General features: G+C 58.8%; 31 protein-coding genes and 2 other RNA genes. All 33 read right to left on the minus strand.

What is annotated here, in order from left to right; all coding sequences use genetic code 11:
- Positions 1 to 176: 176 nt before the first annotated feature.
- The 33 genes from AB9N64_RS01195 to AB9N64_RS01355 all read right to left on the minus strand — a co-directional run bounded on the left by AB9N64_RS01195 (position 177) and on the right by AB9N64_RS01355 (position 18,653).
- The gene (locus tag AB9N64_RS01195) at positions 177 to 563 is read right to left on the minus strand and encodes a hypothetical protein (RefSeq protein ID WP_371359866.1); all 387 of its coding nucleotides are present in this window, start codon (positions 561 to 563) and stop codon (positions 177 to 179) included.
- 4 nt (positions 564 to 567) lie between these two features.
- A complete protein-coding gene (locus tag AB9N64_RS01200; RefSeq protein WP_046068438.1) occupies positions 568 to 939 on the minus strand; it encodes a hypothetical protein in 372 nt (123 codons plus the stop codon).
- A gap of 13 nt (positions 940 to 952) precedes the next feature.
- A complete protein-coding gene (locus tag AB9N64_RS01205) occupies positions 953 to 2,053 on the minus strand; it encodes a phage tail sheath C-terminal domain-containing protein (protein ID WP_371359867.1) in 1,101 nt (366 codons plus the stop codon).
- Positions 2,050 to 2,241 (minus strand): hypothetical protein, encoded by a 192-nt coding sequence (locus AB9N64_RS01210; protein ID WP_371359868.1) that lies wholly within the window; start codon positions 2,239 to 2,241, stop codon positions 2,050 to 2,052. The genes AB9N64_RS01205 and AB9N64_RS01210 overlap by 4 nt, the downstream gene beginning before the upstream one ends.
- A complete protein-coding gene (locus tag AB9N64_RS01215) occupies positions 2,241 to 2,807 on the minus strand; it encodes a phage protein Gp37 (RefSeq protein ID WP_371359869.1) in 567 nt (188 codons plus the stop codon). The genes AB9N64_RS01210 and AB9N64_RS01215 overlap by 1 nt, the downstream gene beginning before the upstream one ends.
- Positions 2,807 to 3,298, minus strand: coding sequence for a phage protein Gp36 family protein (locus tag AB9N64_RS01220; RefSeq protein ID WP_301050485.1), 492 nt, complete (start codon positions 3,296 to 3,298; stop codon positions 2,807 to 2,809). Before AB9N64_RS01220 ends, AB9N64_RS01215 begins: the two co-directional genes overlap by 1 nt.
- Positions 3,295 to 3,789 carry an HI1506-related protein gene (locus AB9N64_RS01225; protein WP_371359871.1) on the minus strand — a complete coding sequence of 165 codons (495 nt, stop codon included), beginning with the start codon at positions 3,787 to 3,789 and terminating at the stop codon, positions 3,295 to 3,297. Before AB9N64_RS01225 ends, AB9N64_RS01220 begins: the two co-directional genes overlap by 4 nt.
- A 9-nt stretch (positions 3,790 to 3,798) precedes the next feature.
- Positions 3,799 to 4,692, minus strand: coding sequence for a Mu-like prophage major head subunit gpT family protein (locus AB9N64_RS01230; protein ID WP_371359872.1), 894 nt, complete (start codon positions 4,690 to 4,692; stop codon positions 3,799 to 3,801).
- Positions 4,693 to 4,720: 28 nt separating this feature from the next.
- Positions 4,721 to 5,692 carry a phage protease gene (locus tag AB9N64_RS01235; protein ID WP_371359873.1) on the minus strand — a complete coding sequence of 324 codons (972 nt, stop codon included), beginning with the start codon at positions 5,690 to 5,692 and terminating at the stop codon, positions 4,721 to 4,723.
- A gap of 251 nt (positions 5,693 to 5,943) precedes the next feature.
- On the minus strand, positions 5,944 to 6,507 hold the full coding sequence (locus AB9N64_RS01240; protein ID WP_371359874.1) for a phage virion morphogenesis protein: 564 nt from the start codon (positions 6,505 to 6,507) through the stop codon (positions 5,944 to 5,946).
- 9 nt (positions 6,508 to 6,516) lie between these two features.
- Entirely contained in the window at positions 6,517 to 7,779 is a 1,263-nt protein-coding gene (locus AB9N64_RS01245; protein WP_371359875.1) for a PBECR2 nuclease fold domain-containing protein, read from the minus strand.
- A 2-nt stretch (positions 7,780 to 7,781) separates the two neighbouring features.
- On the minus strand, positions 7,782 to 9,338 hold the full coding sequence (locus AB9N64_RS01250; RefSeq protein WP_371359876.1) for a DUF935 domain-containing protein: 1,557 nt from the start codon (positions 9,336 to 9,338) through the stop codon (positions 7,782 to 7,784).
- Positions 9,338 to 10,891 carry a hypothetical protein gene (locus AB9N64_RS01255; RefSeq protein WP_371359877.1) on the minus strand — a complete coding sequence of 518 codons (1,554 nt, stop codon included), beginning with the start codon at positions 10,889 to 10,891 and terminating at the stop codon, positions 9,338 to 9,340. The genes AB9N64_RS01250 and AB9N64_RS01255 overlap by 1 nt, the downstream gene beginning before the upstream one ends.
- A complete protein-coding gene (locus AB9N64_RS01260) occupies positions 10,888 to 11,400 on the minus strand; it encodes a DUF3486 family protein (protein ID WP_010564657.1) in 513 nt (170 codons plus the stop codon). The genes AB9N64_RS01255 and AB9N64_RS01260 overlap by 4 nt, the downstream gene beginning before the upstream one ends.
- Before the next feature lie 4 nt (positions 11,401 to 11,404).
- Positions 11,405 to 11,713 carry a hypothetical protein gene (locus AB9N64_RS01265; protein ID WP_371359878.1) on the minus strand — a complete coding sequence of 103 codons (309 nt, stop codon included), beginning with the start codon at positions 11,711 to 11,713 and terminating at the stop codon, positions 11,405 to 11,407.
- Entirely contained in the window at positions 11,713 to 12,021 is a 309-nt protein-coding gene (locus AB9N64_RS01270) for a hypothetical protein (RefSeq protein WP_010564659.1), read from the minus strand. The genes AB9N64_RS01265 and AB9N64_RS01270 overlap by 1 nt, the downstream gene beginning before the upstream one ends.
- Complete coding sequence (locus AB9N64_RS01275) at positions 12,018 to 12,239, minus strand: TraR/DksA C4-type zinc finger protein (protein ID WP_339457213.1); 222 nt, start codon at positions 12,237 to 12,239, stop codon at positions 12,018 to 12,020. The genes AB9N64_RS01270 and AB9N64_RS01275 overlap by 4 nt, the downstream gene beginning before the upstream one ends.
- Positions 12,226 to 12,870: a DNA-packaging protein gene (locus tag AB9N64_RS01280; RefSeq protein WP_371359879.1), complete on the minus strand. Its 645-nt coding sequence runs from the start codon at positions 12,868 to 12,870 to the stop codon at positions 12,226 to 12,228. Before AB9N64_RS01280 ends, AB9N64_RS01275 begins: the two co-directional genes overlap by 14 nt.
- Positions 12,867 to 13,505 (minus strand): transglycosylase SLT domain-containing protein, encoded by a 639-nt coding sequence (locus AB9N64_RS01285; protein WP_371359880.1) that lies wholly within the window; start codon positions 13,503 to 13,505, stop codon positions 12,867 to 12,869. The genes AB9N64_RS01280 and AB9N64_RS01285 overlap by 4 nt, the downstream gene beginning before the upstream one ends.
- A gap of 1 nt (position 13,506) precedes the next feature.
- The gene (locus tag AB9N64_RS01290; protein ID WP_371359881.1) at positions 13,507 to 13,758 is read right to left on the minus strand and encodes a putative holin; all 252 of its coding nucleotides are present in this window, start codon (positions 13,756 to 13,758) and stop codon (positions 13,507 to 13,509) included.
- Between the two features lie 38 nt (positions 13,759 to 13,796).
- Positions 13,797 to 14,138 carry a hypothetical protein gene (locus AB9N64_RS01295; RefSeq protein ID WP_371359882.1) on the minus strand — a complete coding sequence of 114 codons (342 nt, stop codon included), beginning with the start codon at positions 14,136 to 14,138 and terminating at the stop codon, positions 13,797 to 13,799.
- 110 nt (positions 14,139 to 14,248) lie between these two features.
- Entirely contained in the window at positions 14,249 to 14,788 is a 540-nt protein-coding gene (locus AB9N64_RS01300) for a hypothetical protein (protein WP_371359883.1), read from the minus strand.
- A 22-nt stretch (positions 14,789 to 14,810) separates the two neighbouring features.
- Positions 14,811 to 15,248, minus strand: coding sequence for a Mor transcription activator family protein (locus AB9N64_RS01305; protein WP_371359884.1), 438 nt, complete (start codon positions 15,246 to 15,248; stop codon positions 14,811 to 14,813).
- Positions 15,245 to 15,661, minus strand: coding sequence for a gp16 family protein (locus AB9N64_RS01310; RefSeq protein WP_371359885.1), 417 nt, complete (start codon positions 15,659 to 15,661; stop codon positions 15,245 to 15,247). The genes AB9N64_RS01305 and AB9N64_RS01310 overlap by 4 nt, the downstream gene beginning before the upstream one ends.
- A complete protein-coding gene (locus AB9N64_RS01315) occupies positions 15,658 to 15,936 on the minus strand; it encodes a hypothetical protein (protein WP_371359886.1) in 279 nt (92 codons plus the stop codon). Before AB9N64_RS01315 ends, AB9N64_RS01310 begins: the two co-directional genes overlap by 4 nt.
- Positions 15,937 to 16,007, minus strand: an RNA gene (locus AB9N64_RS01320) — hammerhead ribozyme type II.
- Positions 16,006 to 16,677: a DUF2786 domain-containing protein gene (locus AB9N64_RS01325; protein ID WP_371359887.1), complete on the minus strand. Its 672-nt coding sequence runs from the start codon at positions 16,675 to 16,677 to the stop codon at positions 16,006 to 16,008. The genes AB9N64_RS01320 and AB9N64_RS01325 overlap by 2 nt, the downstream gene beginning before the upstream one ends.
- Positions 16,678 to 16,681: 4 nt before the next feature.
- Entirely contained in the window at positions 16,682 to 17,098 is a 417-nt protein-coding gene (locus AB9N64_RS01330; protein WP_371359888.1) for a hypothetical protein, read from the minus strand.
- Between the two features lie 5 nt (positions 17,099 to 17,103).
- Positions 17,104 to 17,174, minus strand: an RNA gene (locus AB9N64_RS01335) — hammerhead ribozyme type II.
- The gene (locus tag AB9N64_RS01340) at positions 17,173 to 17,394 is read right to left on the minus strand and encodes a hypothetical protein (protein WP_371359889.1); all 222 of its coding nucleotides are present in this window, start codon (positions 17,392 to 17,394) and stop codon (positions 17,173 to 17,175) included. The genes AB9N64_RS01335 and AB9N64_RS01340 overlap by 2 nt, the downstream gene beginning before the upstream one ends.
- Before the next feature lie 8 nt (positions 17,395 to 17,402).
- On the minus strand, positions 17,403 to 17,816 hold the full coding sequence (locus AB9N64_RS01345) for a hypothetical protein (protein ID WP_371359890.1): 414 nt from the start codon (positions 17,814 to 17,816) through the stop codon (positions 17,403 to 17,405).
- A 2-nt stretch (positions 17,817 to 17,818) separates the two neighbouring features.
- Positions 17,819 to 18,031, minus strand: coding sequence for a hypothetical protein (locus AB9N64_RS01350; RefSeq protein WP_371359891.1), 213 nt, complete (start codon positions 18,029 to 18,031; stop codon positions 17,819 to 17,821).
- A 1-nt stretch (position 18,032) separates the two neighbouring features.
- Entirely contained in the window at positions 18,033 to 18,653 is a 621-nt protein-coding gene (locus tag AB9N64_RS01355; RefSeq protein WP_371359892.1) for a DUF3164 family protein, read from the minus strand.

The raw sequence follows: 18,653 nt of genomic DNA on the forward strand, positions 1-18,653 counted from the left end.
GAAAACTCCCGGAAAGGGTCTTACAGGGACAAGAAAGGCCCGGTGTCGAGCCAGTCATCTGGGTTTGGGTAAGGGTTTGCGCTGGCGCTGACTGATGTAGCGAGTGCCTTTTTTCTTGCCGAGGATCAGATCAATACGTGCATCGATCTCGGCCCTGGTCATCTGTCGGACCTCTTCTAGTCGGTATCCGTGGCGGACAAAGGCGTGTTCGATTCGGCGCCAGTCGGCGTGTCCGCGCTCGGCGGCGCGAGCTTTTTTTCCAGTTCGGCATCGGCATCGGCAATGATGGCCAGGTCGCTCTCGGTGAGTTCGCCCAGGAGCAATTCAGTGGTCAACGCGTCGGCGGGAATCTCGCCCAGGGACAACAACTGACGGCGATAAACCTCCAGGGTGATCAGTTGAAATGGCGCACCTGGGTGCAGCTCCTGTGCGGCGACCAGGTCGCCCGCAACAGGAACACGCAAAGTGAAGGTCTTGTGGCGCAGGCCGGAGTAATAGACACCCATTTGGAGTTCGCGGGTGATGCTCAGTCCTTCCCAGCGCTTGCTTGATTGCTCGGTCATTGCATCACTCCGTGTAGTAGTTGAGGGCGGCGATGGTCAGGTCGCGGGTGGCTTCACCTTCAAGCTGGTACTTACTGCCCAGCTCGATCAGAGAACAACCTGTCCAGGTCTCACGCTTACCGCCACCATCCTGGGCATAGATCGTCAGCTTGGCATCCATCAGAGCGCGCCATTCCGGCTCGCCGCTTTTAGGAATGACCACCGAGATTTTCAGCTCGTGCTCTTCGATACCCTTTGCGGTGCCGGTGGGACGGCCTGTGCGGTTCATCGTCTTGACGACCTTACGCCCGGTCTTAAGGCTCGGCTCAACGCTCGTCACCTCATAATCGGTGCCGTTGATCTCCAGGACGATCTGCCCTACATAGTTATCAGCCATCTAAAATCACCTCTTACAGGAGCAGGTCAATACGACCAGCAAATACGTGCAGTCCGTTGACCACATCGACAGGGATGGAGCAGTCGAGGCGGTTTACGTCCTGGAGTGAACGCTCAACTACCAGGCCATCCGCGTTGGCATCGACTTCTTCGACGATTTCCAGCTCTTCCAGCTTCTTGAGTACGTCCAGAATCTCGCCACGAACAGCCGCAGGTGTCTTGGTGGAGAGTTTCGAGCGAGGGAAGCGCAGGCGGATACGGTCGCGAACCGCCACTCGCACGTAATACAGGGTGCGTATGGTGGTCAGATCCAGCAGCGACACGTCCGTAGCACCGGCAGCGGACTTGGTGTAAGTGGTCACTGCACGGACGATCTGAATGACATCACCGGCCGCAACTTCAAGCGGCGTGACACCATTGGCCAGGGCCGTTTCCTGCTCCGTGCGGCCGAGGCGCTGAGTGACAGGCGGAACCTTGATACCAGTCAATATCAGGGTATTCAGCGGCCGCGCTGGATCTTCTTCCGAGGCGATCATGGCGGCGTAAGCGGCGGCGACCTGGCGCGCAGTCGATGCAGTTCCCGGCAGGACTGCCAAACTGATTGCGCCGGAGTTCAGCGACGTGGCCAACGTGGTCGCGGCCGATAAGGTGCTGGTCAGCGCCGCCACACCGATGATGCCCTGTTGCTCCATCGAACTGGTGTAGGTCTGGATGTGCGTGCGCAATGCAGTGAGTGCGACCTGGCTAAACCAGGCAGGCACCAGGATGGTGAAACCACCCATGGCGGTCGAGTCCAAAGCAGCCTTGATGTCGGGCTCTGTTTCGCCCGTGACCACCACGCCAACAGCCGAGAGGGAGGCGTACCGATTGGCGGTGATAAATGCATCCGCCATTTCCCCGGCCACTGTGCCGCCGAACAAAGCCTTGGCCTCGGCTGCACTGTAGAACGGCGTAGGCACGTTGGCAGCAACAGTAGCATCGACGCCCAGGGGCACGATCAGGCAGACGCTCTGCTTGTTGGTGGGCAGCGTCCGTACCGCCAGGCTGGTATTGAACTCAATATAAACGCCCGGCTTGCGAATCGACGCCGGGATGGTGTCAAAGGAAATGCTCATTCAGCGGATTCCTGTGCGAGTTGTTTGGCACTGCCGCGTGGTTTCTTCGCGGCGAGCAGTTCACCAGCCGCCAAGCGGCGTCGGTAATAGGAGGTATCTGGCACGTCGACGGACTCAGTCTCTTCGATGTACTTGTACGGATCTTCATCCATGGGCACCCGATGACCAGGTGCGGCGATAACGCGCATTACACGTCCCTCAGTTCGATGATGTCGGTGGCCACCGGCTCGGGGTTCTCCGATGGGGTGTGGTATTCCAAGCTAGCGCCCAGGAAGTCAGGCAGAGCTTCTTTCGGTTTCTCCCAATCCAGTTCGATGACGAACGACTGCCCCAGGACTGAGAGGTGGTCGCTGGCCAACTTGCCGTTGACCAGGTTGGAAAGCTCTGTCGGACGGATAGCCGCACGATTTATCCAGGGCTGCCATTCCACCAGTTGATGCATGCAGGCTTCCCACAGGTCGTAGCTACCCACGTCCTTCGGGCCGCTACCGCGCCGGGTTTCCCGCTCGCCACGGGGGTGACGTGTGGCAATGACCAGGCGAAAAGTAATCGGCACCGTGTAGCGATTTTGACTACGCCGTTGAAACGTCACCTTGGGCACCATGACCAGTACAGCCGGGCAACGTTTGAGTAACCCAGACAACAGGTCCGGGTCGCTCAATTCACCGCCGTAGCTTTCCACGGCCAGGCGCGGGATCTTGGCCGTCAGTTCCTTCAGGCGCGCCTCAATCAGGTCTTCCAGCTCGCCCAACATCAGAGCGATCTCAAGGTGGTGCGAGACATGAGTCGTGGCTGACTGGTGAGCTGCATGCCCGACCGGCCTGCCTCGGCGGCTCCACGTTCCTTGTCTTCCTTGGCCAGAGTTTCAAGGCGCTTTATCACGTCCTTGTAGAGCACCCGCACAGTCGACTCTTCCTTTCCGGCATCGTCGTACAGGTGGTAGCGGGCGATCTCGGCCAGGTCATCCGTGACCCATTCGGGAGCATCTTCGCCAGCTGCACGGAACCGCAGGTAAAACGAAACCTCACTACGCGACCGAGTGACCGCATCAGCGATCCTGGCCAACGCCATGACGGCGATGGCCACATCTTCCGCAGACCAGTCATCCAATGGCTTGCCTGCAGCAGCGGCTACCAGCAGCTCGGGCTCGATGACCCGGTCGGTATCCGCGACTGCTACCTCAGTGATATCACGAGGGCCAAAGCGGACCAGGAGCTGACTGGCGGACGGCAGCGAGAGGTTCATTTATCCGCTGCCTTTTTCGGCTTTGCTGGTGCCTTGGCCGCCTTTACTTTGGCCGCCTCCCGCAGTACATCCTCCGCAATCGCCTCATCCCAAAGCGTTTCGGTTTCTGCATTCAGCTTGGCTGCTTCCCGTTGTTCGTCTTCCAGGAGGGCATCGTCCCAAAGGGAATCAAGGTTGCCCGCCACCGGGGCTACGGGCAAAACCACTCCATCACCCAGCGCTGTAGCGCTTGCTTCAAGCGTCTGCGACTGATCGTTTTGTGCGGCGCCGGACGCTTTCGATACATCGACTTCCTGGAGGTTTTCATCGCGGCGGTCCTTTACCTGGTCGAATTCATCCTCCTCATAAGCGAGGATCAACTGAGGCTCTTTTGACAGAGCCCGCAACTGCGCTTCCGAAAAAAAGTCATCCGGGTAACGCGCTGCCGAGCTGGAGTGGGCGATGCCACAACGGCGGAAACCGTCATGTTTCGAGGTGATCACAATGGTCATGACGCCCCCTTAACCCAGCCAAGCCGGTGCAAGTACTTCGGCTGTGCCTGCCCATTCGTTGCCGTTGTCCGCATCCTTGACCAGGATCTTGCGAGCAGCGCCCTCCAGTTGGGATGGAACGACAAGGAGGCCAGGATTAATGCCCAGAGGGCGACCACCATCGGCCTGGAAGTTCTTCATGGCAGCACGCGCCAAGCCGTAGTTCTCAGCCGTCAGCGGGGCTTTCGAGCAATAGGCGAACTGCCAGAAGCCGAAGCCGACGTTCACACGCGCATCCACGCCATAGCGGTATTCGTCGCGCATGAAGACGCTTTCGTCGTCCATCGCGGTCATCGCTTTCAGGTCGTAATTGCGACGGTTCTGAAAGATGATAGGTTTCAGGGCGCGGCTGACATCGAGCAGATACCAGGCCGGGCCTGCACCGTCTTGATAGTTGCTGACGGAAACCGCCGTGCCGGTCGCATCGGTCGATGGGTAGACCGGATGATCGGTGTCGAAGAAGTACTGGCCGTCATAACAGGTAGTGGTCAGGCCAGCCTTGAGCAGCGCGAATACCAGTTCGTCCGGGTGCGCGCTGGAAGCTCGACCCATTTCGGCAAACAGCGGCTTGTAAACGCCGATCTCGTCGTCTTCGATGGCATCACGTGGGACACCTACCGAGGACTCAAACTTCTTGTTGGTGATGGAGTAGCCATGCGCTGCCATGTTCTTGAGAACACGGTCGCCGATCCACTCACGGAACGTCGGGAACTGACCCAGCCAGCCGTAGGTATTGCTGGCCGATGAGGACGGGACCGGCGTGGCAATGCGCTTCCAGTCGGTCGGCGTCGCGGCCTGGGCGTTTTGGAACTCGGCCTTGTACGCAACAAACAGCGCGTTCAAGACACTGGCGTTAATGATCATGAATCTCTTCCTTTATATAGAGGGGGAGTTACGCCTTGCCCTTGATGAATTCCGCTTCGCTCATACCCAGCAACGATGCGACCTTTTGTTCCTCGGCATTGAGAGCCGTGGCGGTATTCGCCGGGTTCCTGTTGCCCAGGTCAGAGACAGCAGCCACTACTGGGGCAGCTGTCACAAACTCCTTGAAGCGCGCCAGGCCCGCTTCGTCATGGCACATGGCGCGGTGATACTCGACCGTGGACGGGGTGATCTTTCCGGCCTGGGTGGCCGATGTGATGACCGCCTCGACTTCCTTGTCGTGCTCGGCCTTCTTCTGGCTGGCCAGCGCCTGTTCGGCGTTGGTGGCACGGCCGACCAGGGCGTCGTAGTCCGCACGCGGAACGAACTGCGTGAGGTTAGGTTGTTCGGCGTTGGCAGCCTGGGCGGTAGTTTTGAGTTGGCTTGCGGCCGACATGGCCTGTTCTTCGGTGGCGGTGTCGGGCAGGCCGAGCAGTGCCAAAAACGCAGCTGAAAGTTTCACTGGTGTGGTCTCCGGGTCTTCTTGATTAAGTGCTGTCAGGAGGAAATTCGGCTTGTTGGTCAGGCCCGCGCTGACCAGGCGCGCAATGCGCATGGTCACTGGGTCGTAATCAAAAACCGGGGAAAGGAAACGGTACTCGCGGCTACTCACCTGGGCGGCGGCGCGGGGAGTCCACTCAACCCGGCCCCACAAAGCACCGTCGCGAATCTCCAATTGCAAGATCCAACCACCTGCGGGTGCGGGCTCGCCTTTAGGTGCGCGGTGCTGGGTGGAATGCTCCCAATCAATCGGCAACTCATCTGCTCGATCAGTGAAATTGGAAAGCACCAGAGCTTGGCCCTGTACGTCGAACAACCATTTACGGCCGTCACGGCCGGTGACGGTCTGACCGGCTGGAATCAGCTCAACCCAATCCGGGATCGTGCCTTCTGGGGCCGTTGCGGAGAGGTCGGTATTGAGTGCGAGAAGTGTCTTTTTCATGCCGCCAGTTTGGGCGGCCAGGCGGAACGAGTGAGTATCAGCGGGGTTTAAGAATGTGTGCGCTGGGGAAGGCGGTGAGGGGATGCTGCGTCGACCCATTCTATACGTAGACAATGGGGGGACTGTCTCGCGCAGACGTAATAAATACCGCTAGAACTGAATCTAACGCATGTCTAACGCCGCTCAATCACTCCATGAGCGGCGGACGTACCCGCAAAACGCGATCAGCGAGCCTGCGCGATTCTGCGCCATTACTCAGTCATTGGCTCCATAAGGTAGTTCTGGATGATCGCCAGTATCTCAATATCGTCGCCTGATGACAGGCCTAGGTAGGGTCTTGCCTTGATTTCGGAGTCATGCGCACCACGGGTAACCCACTGTGCAAAGTTGGACTTGCTCTTCTTCACAAAGCGATTACCCACCGATCCATCTTTACCCTGACGGAAGTAGACCTGCTGTGACCTGGCCGCATGCTGGACCTTACCACCGAACTGGTGAATGGCACCGTATGGTCGGTCAGTACCGAAAGACAGTTCATTGTTGCTGACGTTGTGACGCAGTGTGTCCTGTAGAGTGCCTTTCTCACGCAGGATGCGAGGGCCTTTCTTGCGCGCCAGGGTTGAGGCCGCGAGCGGCGCCCAGGGCGAACCGTCCGGGGCAACCTGCTGGCGAAAGCGATCATCAGTGGATTGGTACAGGTGTTCTGCGATGTCATTGAGCGGCGTTGTCAGGTCGCCCAACCGCTCGGCCAGGTCATCCAGGGCCTTGCCGACAGGACTTGTATCGACGGATACCTCAAGCATTGAACCAGCCATGTCCGCTCCTTATTCGGTACGTCGGTAAAGCAGGACACCGAGACGCAATGCCTCAAGATACTGCTCACTGTCATCCACAAACCCTGTAACGCCGGTCCAGCCATCTGCGCCTTGGTCGAATATGGCAACAGCTGGATCAGCCTTCCCCTTGACCTGGACGTGCGCCAGGTAACGACGGCGCAACACTGCTTTGCCTTGGTCAGGCTGCCACTCCAAGCGTGCCCAGATCTCATCAGGTGCCTTAATGGCCTCAGCCAACAACGGCAGCTCGCGAGCCTTGACGTGTTGGGCCAAGGCTATTGCGCCGGTTTTGGCATCGCTGAACATCTCCCGCCCGATGACTAGGGCCTCACCGGTCACGTCACGGAACACTGCCGGTACGACGTCAGTGGCGCCGAACTCGCCCAGGAACTGGGTCACCGCTTGAGGGGTAGATACCTTGGCGGGGAGCAGACGCTTTGCCGGGACCGGTCGAGGCTGCGGCAAAGGCCCGCTTGGTTGCTGGTTGGGCAAGCCGGTTGTCGGTGCCGGAGCTGCTGATGGTGCTGGAACCAGATCATGGGTGCGCAGCTGGGGCACGGAGTTGGCCAAGCGTGATTGACCAGGTGCATATTCAAAGCCTGGATCAATCCCCTTGGGCATTCGCACGGTGCGTGGACCACCAGGGCTGTTCTTGCCGATGACCCGATCTTCCCACTCTATAGCGGGTGCCGGACCAATCGTCAGGCCCTGACGCTCTACGTCTCTGGCCGAGGCCATGAACTTCTTGCACTTGCAGCCCCAGCCGCATGACGGGGTATGGGTTTCCCACCAGGGATCATCAAGCGGCAACGTGGTGCCGTTCCAGGCCAGATGCATCGGGCGTGGATGTGCGCTGTCGCCATGGCGATATATGCCGTAGGGGCGGCGTTTGCGCAACTCCGGGTCGGCCATCTGCGCTTCGCGCCCGGCGTTATACGATTGGCGTAGGTTGGTCTCCCAGATGACATTGGTGCGCCAACCGCGCTCGCCCTGGTACTGCCAGCCATGTTTGCCTACGACCTGGTCAAAGTCTTTGCGGAACTGCTCCAGGGTGGTGCCCCTGGCGATGGACTTCTCTACGGCACCCCGCAGATCGGCCAGAAGATCTCGCTTCGCAGCACCCGCCACGACGAACGCATAGTCGTGTTCAGCAACGTAGGCATCGGTCCATGCGCGGGTCGGCAGGTCGACCTTGCCACGGAAGTAGTCGATCTGTTCCTTGAATGGTAGGGAGCCGTGTGAGACCGCCATGGTTACAGGCCTCTCAGAATGTCATCGCGACCAGCCAGGCTGGCGGCAGCCAGGCCGTCAGCAATCGCATCGGCCAATTGGTTGGTGGTCATCGCTGGATAGGCTTCGATCAATCGATCTCGGAACTCTTCTAGGCTGCTGACGGTGTCGAGCAGTTCCTTGATCTGCTCGACCATGTCATCCATGTAGACCCCCACAGTCCGCTCCAGCGTGCGCACCTGGTTATCGACGATGTCCGGTATCACCGTCGGTTTGGCTGGCTTTTGTTCGGTGTTCGTTGCCTGAGCCAACACGGGCGTGGCAACTGGGGCCGGAACGCCCAGCAGCTCGGCACCATCGGCTGGAGCCGGGATATTGAGCTTGTCACGGATTACCGACTGCTCGACCTTCAACCCTAACGGTACGAGTGTCTTAAGCGCCTCGATCAGGATTTTGGTGTTTTCAGGCTCCGGCACATCGATGATCAGCCGGGGGTACGGACGACCAGGTGCAAAATTCAGATCACACCAGGGCCGCACAAAGTAGCGGTTCAAGGTGTTAGATTCGGCCTTGGCATCGGCTTGCAGCAGGTCTATACGAACTTCATTATGAATCGTTGCCTGGGCTTGGCTGGAGCCGTCATCGGTTGACATGGTCTGACCAACCACGGCCTTACTGACTTGTTTATCCCACCATTCGGCCAGGCCTTTGAAGAAGTCACCGGCACCCGCCACGTTGGCGGCCTGAGTAAAATCAATGCGCATGCTGTCCGGGATCACGGCTGCTGCATCGCTGCCCAGGTTGGCCACCGCTGACATCAGGGTGCTGATGTCTTCCTTGCTCGCACCTGCGCCGTACCGGCCGACGCGCATCGGCATGCCGAAGATGTCAGCAAAGCCCATCCAGTCCTTCCAAGTCCAGGCTTTGCACATGTATCCAACAGCCGCAAGACGCGCCAGGCCGCCCCGAATCGGCAGACCAGAGCGGATACGCGGCAGATGCACAATGAACTTGTACGGCGCCAGGGCAACACCATTGATCGGATCAGCCTCATCGAGCAGGCGCAGCTCCCGGCCGGTTTCACGGTCAAATTGGAAGAATCGCTGATCGCGGGGTTCAAAACGCTCAGGATTCCAGGTCTTGCCACTACGGTCCCACATGATTTCTGAGACGGCATAGCCTTTGCCCATAGCGTCAGTCAGGTCCGACTGAAGCTCGCCAAACTCGGGAGAGTCAACCAGTTCCTTGAGCTGATCGGCCCGGCGTACGTCCTCGGGATCGTCGCTCGCTGCCTCGACACGAACGGACAACCCAGCCACTGCCAGCTTGCGCGTGCCTAACACCGAGGCGTAATGCAGGTCGCGCTCCTCCATTTCCTCGGCAAGGGTCAGGTAGTCATTGGCGGATCCCTCGGCAGCGGCTCGCAAAATACTCGCCAGGCGCTGGGGCGTTAGGCCGTTGGCCACCGACTGGTGCCAAACCTGGCGAATGCCGGTGGTACGTGCTGCAGCCAGCTCTTCCGTGAGTTTGTCGTACTGGATCGGGCGACCGTACTGGTCGACGATTTTGGATTCAGCCATTACCAAATGCCTTTCTGAGAGCGCCAGCCAGCCCCGAGCTTGATCTCGCGATCATGCTGGGTGGCTGGCTGGACGCGGTGATATTCGAAGATTTCGACATCCTGACGGGACGCATAGTCGGCCAGCACGGCGGCGATACCGGCGTCGCCGTGACGCTTTGGTCCGGACTTCTCGCCCTTTTCGTTGGTGCGCTTTTCGGGGATGCGAGCCACCCCCTTGACCATTCGAAATGCACGCACGTCGCTGACCACGTCCTTATCGGCCGGGATGTCGTAGAAGGTGTCATCTTCCAGGGCGGCCTTGAACGGCGGCATGTTGTCGCGATACCAGCCCTCGGTGAGCATGACCCGCTCGATGCGGTTGAAGCCGAACTCGACAGCAGTGTCTTCCGACAGTTGCGAGCCGTTGCCCCTGGCGTCGTCGGCGCCTTTGAGGAAGTTGGGTAAGCGACGAATGATGTAAAACTTAATCTGGAGTTGTTGCTTGAACGGGACGTTACGCAGCTCGACCACAAAGGGCGTGCGTTTGCGCAGATTCTGCTCTTTGAGCAATGGCCAGAAGACCGAGAGGTCGCCGGAGCGGCCGAAGTCCATGCCATAGAAGCTCTGAACGTCCAGGGGAATCGCCGACAGCAGCGGGAGCAAATGCTCTTCGCACCACTCCAGGGACTCGGCCAGGCGCAAGTGTTCGGCGATGGTTTCGTAACCCTGCGGGTATGCCAGGCGCAGTACCGGCACGTCACGATTACTGCGCTGCTCCACCAGGGCCATGCTGAGGAAGGCACCGCCGCCCTGGGACGGTACGCAATCAAGCTCTTCATCGGCTGCATCGCCGTAGAAACCGTAAACGCCATTCACCCAGGCGATTTCATCCTCAAGTCTGTATTCAATACCTTTACGAAGGCAGACACGCTTGTACAGACCATCGGCAACGGCTTCACCGAAAGTGCAGCGGAACACTTCGCCATTGCGCTTGCCAGCCCGGATTTCGTTGACCAGGTCGTTAAAGGCGTTCTCCGTGCCGTCGTGGGTGCTGATCACATGGACTTCACCGCCCCAGATCAACAGAGCCATGGCCGCTTTCAGCAGCTCGGCCAAGTCCGCATGGAACGCGGCTTCGTCGATCACGACAACGCCCTGACGGCCACGCAGGTTGGACGGGCGACTGGTCAGCGCGACGATGCGGTGGCCGCTGGGAAACGCGATGGTGTAGGTCTTGATGTGTTTGTCAGGGTCGCTGTCGGGCCAGATGCCTTCTTCTATTTGCTCAGCTGCGTAGTTATAGGCCCGCGCCCACATGGCGCAGGCCTGGATGTACTCCACGGTCATGTCCTGGTTGTAGCCCAGGTAATAGACAGTTTGACCGCCCGCCGATTTTTCGGACGCGGCTACCAGAACGTTGTCTGCCGCCTCGGCCCATGTGAGACCGATACGCCGGGATTTCTCGCCAACCTTGAGTGGGGCGCGTATACCGATCCACTCTTTCTGATAGTCGAGTAAGACTGCTGGGGCAAGCAACGTGGCGGTGCTGTCCAGGATGAGGGGCAGACTCACGATGCCATCCCCAGGATCTCGCGCCGGATTTCATCGGAGGTCGCCTGTGTCAGGCCTCCTTTCTTGGCGATCTTATCAACGCGCGCCGCTGCCGTTTCGACCTTCTCCTTCCACTCCGCCTGCCATTTCTTCTGCACAACCGAGGCCTTACCCAACTCGGCCACAGCTTTGGCGACCTTCGGCAAGTCCATCTGGTCGCCATCGCTCATCAGCAGTTTGAACAGGTGTTCCTGGACAAGACGCATCAGCGCTTCGTTAACCGCGCCTTCTTCATCCGGAGCAGCAGCCACCACGGCACGGGCCTGCTCGCTGGCCATCTTCAAGGCAGAGAGTTTGGACTCAAAGTCCTGGCCATAGCGATGTAGCGCCGACTTACTGATCGAAAAACCCTGGCTCGACAGTTCGTTGGCCAGGGCTTCGTAATCGCTGAAGTTGTTCTCGGCTAGAGCCTTGTCGAGCCAGGTCTTGACCGATTTGGGCAGACTGGCAACCTTGCTGCGTGGGGGCATGGGGTCACCAGTACTTTTCTGGTCGGGCAACGCCTGGATTGCAGGCGATGGTGTATTCCGCGATGTCCACCCCGTAGTGGGTCAGGCCGCAGATCCACACGCCGTTGGGCTTTTTGTCCAGCGTCACCAGGCTTCGGTCGGCCAGATAGTCGAGTTCGCGGCGCAGTTCCATGATGGTGGCGTCGGGATAGATGCCCTGGATGGTGGACAACACGATAGCCTCATGAGGATCTACGGGGCGCGAGGTGTCCAGGGTCTTGATGATGTACCAGCGCAGGGATTCCCGGCGCGTTTTGGCGGCGTCGATGTTCATTACTTCAGTCCTTTTAATTGAACGGTTTCTAGCTTGAGGGCCAACGCATCAAGCTTGGCCTCGATCACGGTTTGGCCGCGCACGTAGTCTTCCCGGCGCACGTAGTGCACGGGCATGTCACCCCGCAGCCGTTCAAAGGATATTTCCAGTGTGCGCAGGCGTTCGCTGTCCTTGTCCGTTATCGCAAAGCGCTGGTCCAGGCGGCGCTCCATTTGCATGACCATAACCTTCACCAGTCCGGCGAAAGCGCCGAGGATGGTTACGGCGATGCTCACCAGTTGCCACGCAGGCATCTCAATAGTCGTCATCGGCGGCTCCGTTTTTCGCGATGCGTTTGGCACTGCGCGCAAAGCTGCACACCTGGTATGGCCACACGGCGTTGTTCCGGGATTGGCATATCGCAATCCTCTCCTGTGCAGAACTCGGCCGAAGGGCCGGTCAATACTTCACGTTGTGCCAAATGCGCCGCCAAGGAGGATTCGTTGTGGATCGCCTCCAGGTGACTGGCAAAGTCAGTTACTTCCATTGAGTGTCCAATCGATCAGGCGGTTGAGCTGAGCCCGGCAGGAACTGTGCAGCTCCCCGTTGCGAATCTGGTTGGCAAGGACAAGCGGCTGGGTGACGCCCGAGTCGAGGCTGTCAGCGGCTCCGGTTCCATCGGACGACGTAGCAATTCCGCTGGTGGTTTGTCGGGCTTGCTGGGCAGGCACTGCGGTGCCGATTCCGTTGGCGTTGTTCCACACGCGGACAAAGCCAACAGTGAACACGCCAGCAGGCAAAGGCTCAGGTGCCGATTCGAGGGTACGGCGATACAGGGTCGTGACACGGGCAATCTCTCCCTTGAGTAGGTCGGTATTCTTGCGAAAGGATTCCTTTGCGTCGGTGAGCTGGGTGGCGAGCAGGTCGCCCCGATCCCTCTGAACGCGCAGATCTATAACCGCCTGATTGGCGGCTTTAGCTGTTGCCTCTGCGATAAGTTGCTGTTCCTGGGAGTGTTCTAGGCGCAACTTGGCGATGGCTGTTTCCCCTTCGCCCAAGGCCTTGGCGTAACCCTGGTCATAGCCGTCCTGCCAGTTGAGGTGCAGGCCGATCACCACTGCCGCGATGATGCCCACGTACCACACGGCGGGCTTGAGTAGGTCGAGTAAGCCATTCATTGGCACACCCCTTGGCCCCAGCCATCAGCAACGTAGAGAGCTTCCCATCGCAGCAGGATCAGGCGCGGGTATTGGCGGTTTTCCTTGAAGGCAGCGGCCGAGCGGCCGTTGTTGAACCGCTCGACGGAGTTGAACCAGGTCAGCGGATCGGCACCCTTAGCCGAAGCCAACTTGCGGTCCTTGATCACCCATCCCAAGCCGCCGTTATAGGCGGAAAGGATCAGCGCTCCTTGTTCGCAAGGGCCATGCGCCTGGATGCGGTTCGCCAGCCAGCGGTCGTAGCTGACAAGCGCCTGCATGGACCAAACCGGGTTATACGGTTCGATCTTGCCGAGGGCCTTGGGGAACAGCTCAGCAAGCCAGGTGGCGGTCGAGGGCATCACCTGGCCCAAGCCTTGCGCACCGACAGGCGATTTCGCATCGAACTTCCAGCGGCTTTCCTGGTGGATCTGGGCGGCGAAGGTAGACACCGGGGCATCAAGGCCCCATTCGGCCTGGGCGATGCGGGTTAAGTCGCGGCGGTAGCGCTCGGCTTGGTCCGGGATCTCGGCCTTGGCCGGTGGGCTGGCGGCCAGGCATACCAGCAAACCCACGCATGCCGCAGCTATATATAGAAGAGAACGAGAGCGGCGCATGTCAGAGCCCCAGCGTCAGGCCGAGGACGCAACCCAGCACCACCAGGGCGCGACGGATACCGGCCATGGATTGGTCGCAGTTCGGCACCATGTCCGGCCGTGCGTATGGGAACAGCGCTCGATCCAGCCAGTAGCCCAGCACGCAGCCCAGCGTAACCAGGCCACATTTATAGAGGACGACAGGCAGTTTGGTCGGGGCGACGATGGCCAGGCAGAAAAGCAAGGCGACGGTGATCAGTGCCCAGAAGGTCATACGGGGCGTGCGGGGACGCCGCTTCGGTGCGGTGGAAGTCATTGGGATACTCGCGGTGAGTGGATGGCGGCGCGCAATGCGGCCAGGTGTTGGGCGGCGACCACGACATTGCCGGGTACACGGACGGGGTGGCGGTACTCGGCGAAGGTCGGCGTGGTGGTTCTTACAGCGGGGCGTAATTTCTCTTTTTGGCGCACGAATTGCTCGGCGCGCCCTTCAGCTTGTGCAATGTGCAACTGCACCAGTTCCCGCCAATCGGCCGGAACCTTGGCCCACAAAACCGAACGCGCAGCATCATCACCAGCGGCGAGAATGAGCTGGGCGAATTGGCGCGGCCATTGAGGCCGGGAGACTTTGGGGGATGCGGGAGCGGAATGCATGGTGCGAACCTGCCGTTGGGGGAACGGTGCCAGCTTCGCGTATGGGGAGGATTCGTTGAGTATCAGCGGGGTTTAAGAAAAAGCCCCGCTCGATGGCGGGGCTTTTGATATTAAAGCAGCTTCATTGCGTAAACTGCCATTAGCCCCTGAGGCGCTCTTGCAAGCTCTAGCCTGGCCTCGGCTGTTCCTTTCGCAATCTTCTTAACTCCCGGCTTTGGCGTTCCACCAGCCAGTAGCACTGGCTGCTGACGCTCCAGTTCTTGTATGAAGAAATCATTAATCAAGCTGAACGCTGCGCCACGCCCCAAAAGTCCCTGGAACAGCACGTCGCGCAAAGCTTCGGCTCTATCATAATCGGCGTCACTGCTAGAGGGGGTGGAGAGCAGCATGACGGTCAAGCCAGTTATAGATTCTTTATTCTTTCCATCGATCTGGACCACGGCTGCAACACTCCCGACCTGTACTGTGCCATTCCAACGCTTTGAACCACTCACATCCAATTCAGTTAGTTGGCTTTGTACGTTTGGAAGCTCTGCCAGCATATGATCATACGAGTACTTAAATGCGTGTTTTGGAGTATCTACGGCGGCATTAGTAGATCCCCAAATAAATAAAGCCAGGCACAACGCGGTAATTTTTGCAGCCTTCATGACACTCCTCCAATGGGCGATTCTAGTGAATAGTCCCTTCTTCAAACCCAAATAGATCGGGCTCACTCTTGCGATGCAACGCCCGTTGTCGGCGAATGATGTCATAAATCGTCTGGTTCGCAAGGTCGTACTTGCTGACCAGGTCCGGGATCGGGGTGTTGTGTTCTTTCCAATCTCGATAGATTTTGGCATCTCGCAACGCCCGCTTAAGCGCGTCACCCCGTGGCAAGTACACCACCTTACCGCCCATCACCGAACAAATCGCAAAGACAACATGCCGGGCCAGTTCCGCGGCTTCCACTCCCGGCTTAATTTCGACCAGGAGCTTTGCCTCGGCGATTTCTACCATTTCCCGCAAAGAGCCTTCCCAGCGAGATATAACCGTAGGGTCCTGCATATTCGCCAATACCTTCTTGGCGTCCAGTTGATCAATGTCATCCGGGAACAATTCTTCATTCATCGCTCAGGTCTCCCATGTCGGCGGGCATCGTAGGTCAGGGCCGCAACCATTTTTTGCAGCTGGCCAGGGTCAAGCCATTCCACGCGCTCGACCTTGAACATGCGCAAAGCCATCCCGTCGGCATATGCCCAGGAGCGTTTCGCCTCGGCGAGAAAGGCCTCGATCTTGCCCATCAGCTTTTTCCGGTCCGGTGCCGCAACAGGCGCTTTGCGGCCAGGCTTTTTAACGGGGGCAGACTCCCAACCCAACCGGGCGAACTCGGCCAGTACTGCGCCGGTCTGGCGTGGGGTCAGGTCTTTGGCCGAACGTACACCCGCCACGCGCCCCAACAAGGCGCGGTAGGTTTCGTCATCCAGCCCAAGGTCCTTCTTGGCGATGTGAATCTTGCTCAATTGCAGGTTACGTGTAGTCACTGTCTTCCTCCTTTGATCAGTACCTGGAACGCCGCAGGGTCGGTTCGGGACAATGCGGCGACACCGTGAATGGTCATCGTGAGCGCATGGTCTGTTTCGTCGAATTTACCGGCGGTGCGTATCTGCTCCAGCTCGTTTTGGGTGCCGCTGTAGATTTCTATCTTGAGCTTGCTGGCACCCATGGCCAGGCGCTTGTCGCTGTCGCGCTTGCGCTGGGCACGTTTACGCTCGCGTGCCAGGCGGGTTTTGCGCTGTTTGGGTGTTTCGTCTGTCATGGGTGGCTGCTCATCAGTACCGGACAACCACGTCCGGCAGACCACCCTGGCGCGCCAGGGCGGTTTCGCTTAATGCAGGGCAAGTTGTTCCTGGCCGTTCACACCGTGGTTCAGGCGCACATCGCCGGCCGCGAGAACACCGTGCATGGCGTCAGTCATGGCACGCACACCATTGCCCTTGCTGGCGTTGCGGTCTCGGCAATCAAGCTTTTCCGTCTCGGCATGGTGCTTGAGCATGTAAGCCGCCGTTGCCGGTGAAGGCTCATCGTTGCCAGCAAATGCCATTACTTGGTGACGCACGGCCAATACCCACGCACCACAGAACACGTCAGCGCGCTTGGTCTTGGTCGCAGGCTTACAGCGCTTTAGTTGAGTGCTGATGAAGTCACGGCGGGACTGGCGAACCTGACGCAGTAACAAGGCCATGGTGTAGCTGGCCAGCTCGGCCAGTTCACCGATAAAGCGCCATTCACCGATACCGGCCATGAACAGGACTTTGCAGGCGTAGGCCTGGGTCACAGCGCCAACCAGGTTGGCCTCCCATTGCGGTGGGGTCATTTTTGAACCGCTACGGGCGGCGCATTCGAATACCTCGGAGAGCTGAATATCCGATTCTTCCAGGCGGTACTTTTCCATCAGTGCGCGGGCCTGGCGCATGGCTGCGGCAGCTTCGTGCGGGTTGTCGCTTGCTGCCAGACGGAGCAGTTTCTTGATTTTGTCTAGGGCTTTGCTGTGGTCCATAACGTCAGCTCTCCAGGATGCGGGTGATGCTGGTGTTGTTGGCCAGCAGGTGTTTTTTCAGGGAACTGAAGCTTTTCCAGCACCAGTCGTAGGTGTAAAACTTGATCGCCTCCATTTCGGTGGCTTTGCGCTTACCGTAGATTTTCCGGTAGCTCTCGATATCCCTTTTGGTATGAAGAGCCCGAGTTACCTTGCGGTAAAAACGGCGAGTTTCTTCATGCTTCGGCTCGCCGGTTTTGTGGTCACAATCCAACCAAATGCCCTTCAAATAACCATCGACATAGACCATCGTGGACCAGCTCTTTTTAGTGCGGTCAGTCTCCTGCGATAGGCTGATCTCAAACCCATCGCATTTGAGCCTCATGCAGCCCCAAGGGCTTGCCATCTGCTCTTTCAGCGCATCCCAGTCCGCTTGTTCCATCTTTTCCTCGGCTGCTCATCAGTACCAGGCAACCACGCCTGGCAGACCGTCCCGGATGGCCGGGGCGGTTTCGCTTAGTGACGTGTTGTCGTGCCGGGTTGCCAGCGACACGCAGGAATGGCACCCAACATCTTTTCGCTGGCGACCAGGTCAAACAACTTGTTGAACATGCGCACGGCTTCCGTCTGGCGAGGTGTGCCCAGGTTCGTAGTTGGTACACCTGTCATATCGACGGCTACCGATGGCTTGCCGTCGCCTTCGCGGCGGTCCTCGAGGGTGATGGTGATCTTGGCCATGGGGCCTCCTATCGTTGAGAGTGGAAGGTGATGTGGTAGTCGCGGGCGACCTGACGTACGTATTTCTCGGTCATGTGGTGCTTGCGTGCGATCCACTTTGGCGAGTTGCCCATGGCCGCATCGGCCATGATCAATGCCGCGTGCTTGTTGGCGTCCGGGAAACCTTCGATTTCCGCTGGCACCACTGCCTCGGCTGCTGTCACAGGGGGCGCAGCCGCAAAAAGATGGGCATAAACCGGCGACCGCTCCGGGTTTATGGTGAACGTCGCTGGGGCGCTGCTCATCTGGTGACCGACGTGCTGGCCCTTGCCGCCGCGTGCCAGGAACTCCGCAGTCAGGCGGTCGAGGTTGGTGCGCTCGATGTCGTGTTGCGGCGAGTGGATTGGCAATGGGTCTTTGGCTGAGTCGTGATAGCGCTGCATGATCAGGCCTCCATTCGCTGTTTTAGGCGTTGGATTTCTTCGGCAATGGAATCAACCTGATCAGGTTCGCCATAGATAACCGCTACCACGTAGCTACGACCTGAATTCGGCTCCAGGTGAATGACATCGAACGTGTCCTGCTCGCTTTCTTCCGCATCGTTGAGCAGGTCCAGTAAGCTGGTTTTCGGCCAGGTCATTGCAGTCAGAAGTCCCATTTCAAACCCCCGCAATATCAAGGCTGATGGGTTCGTACTGGTCGGTATCGCCAACACGCTGGTACACGCGGATGTAGGACTTAGAGCCAACCACCTGGCAGGCATCGCCAATGGCTTGCATGGCGCGCTGCCAGCGTTCATCAGTGATTTCCATACGGCGCAGCGCAAGCACACGAGCGGTGCGAATGTCGCCTTTCTGGTCAGTCCGAAAGGCGTCATTTACCAGCGTGACCACTTCGGGACGCGCCCCGGTGGTCCAGTCCCGCAGGCACTCATCAATCAATGCCCGCGCCGCCTGGAGGCGTTCGTCGAAAGCGATGCTTTCCTGTACGGCACGCATGATCTTGAAACGCCCATCGAAGCTGATCAGGCTGACATTTCCCTTCTTCCCCCCGATCTGCGCGCCATACTGCTCGGCGCTGAGTTCGACAAAGGCTTCAATATCACCGAAAGCCGAAGCTTTGAACTTCGCCAGCACATCGCTGGCAGCGCGGGCTTTTTCAACCAGGCCAAGTACCAGGGCATCCCGCTCCAGGTCGATAGGTTTGATCATGCTTTCCGGAATCAGCCGCTTTTGAGCATCGACGCGGTAGCCTTCGGGAATGGTTTGTTGTTGTGTCAT

The sequence above is a fragment of the Pseudomonas sp. KT_2_4 genome (assembly GCF_041410225.1).
GTDB lineage: Bacteria > Pseudomonadota > Gammaproteobacteria > Pseudomonadales > Pseudomonadaceae > Aquipseudomonas > Aquipseudomonas paracarnis.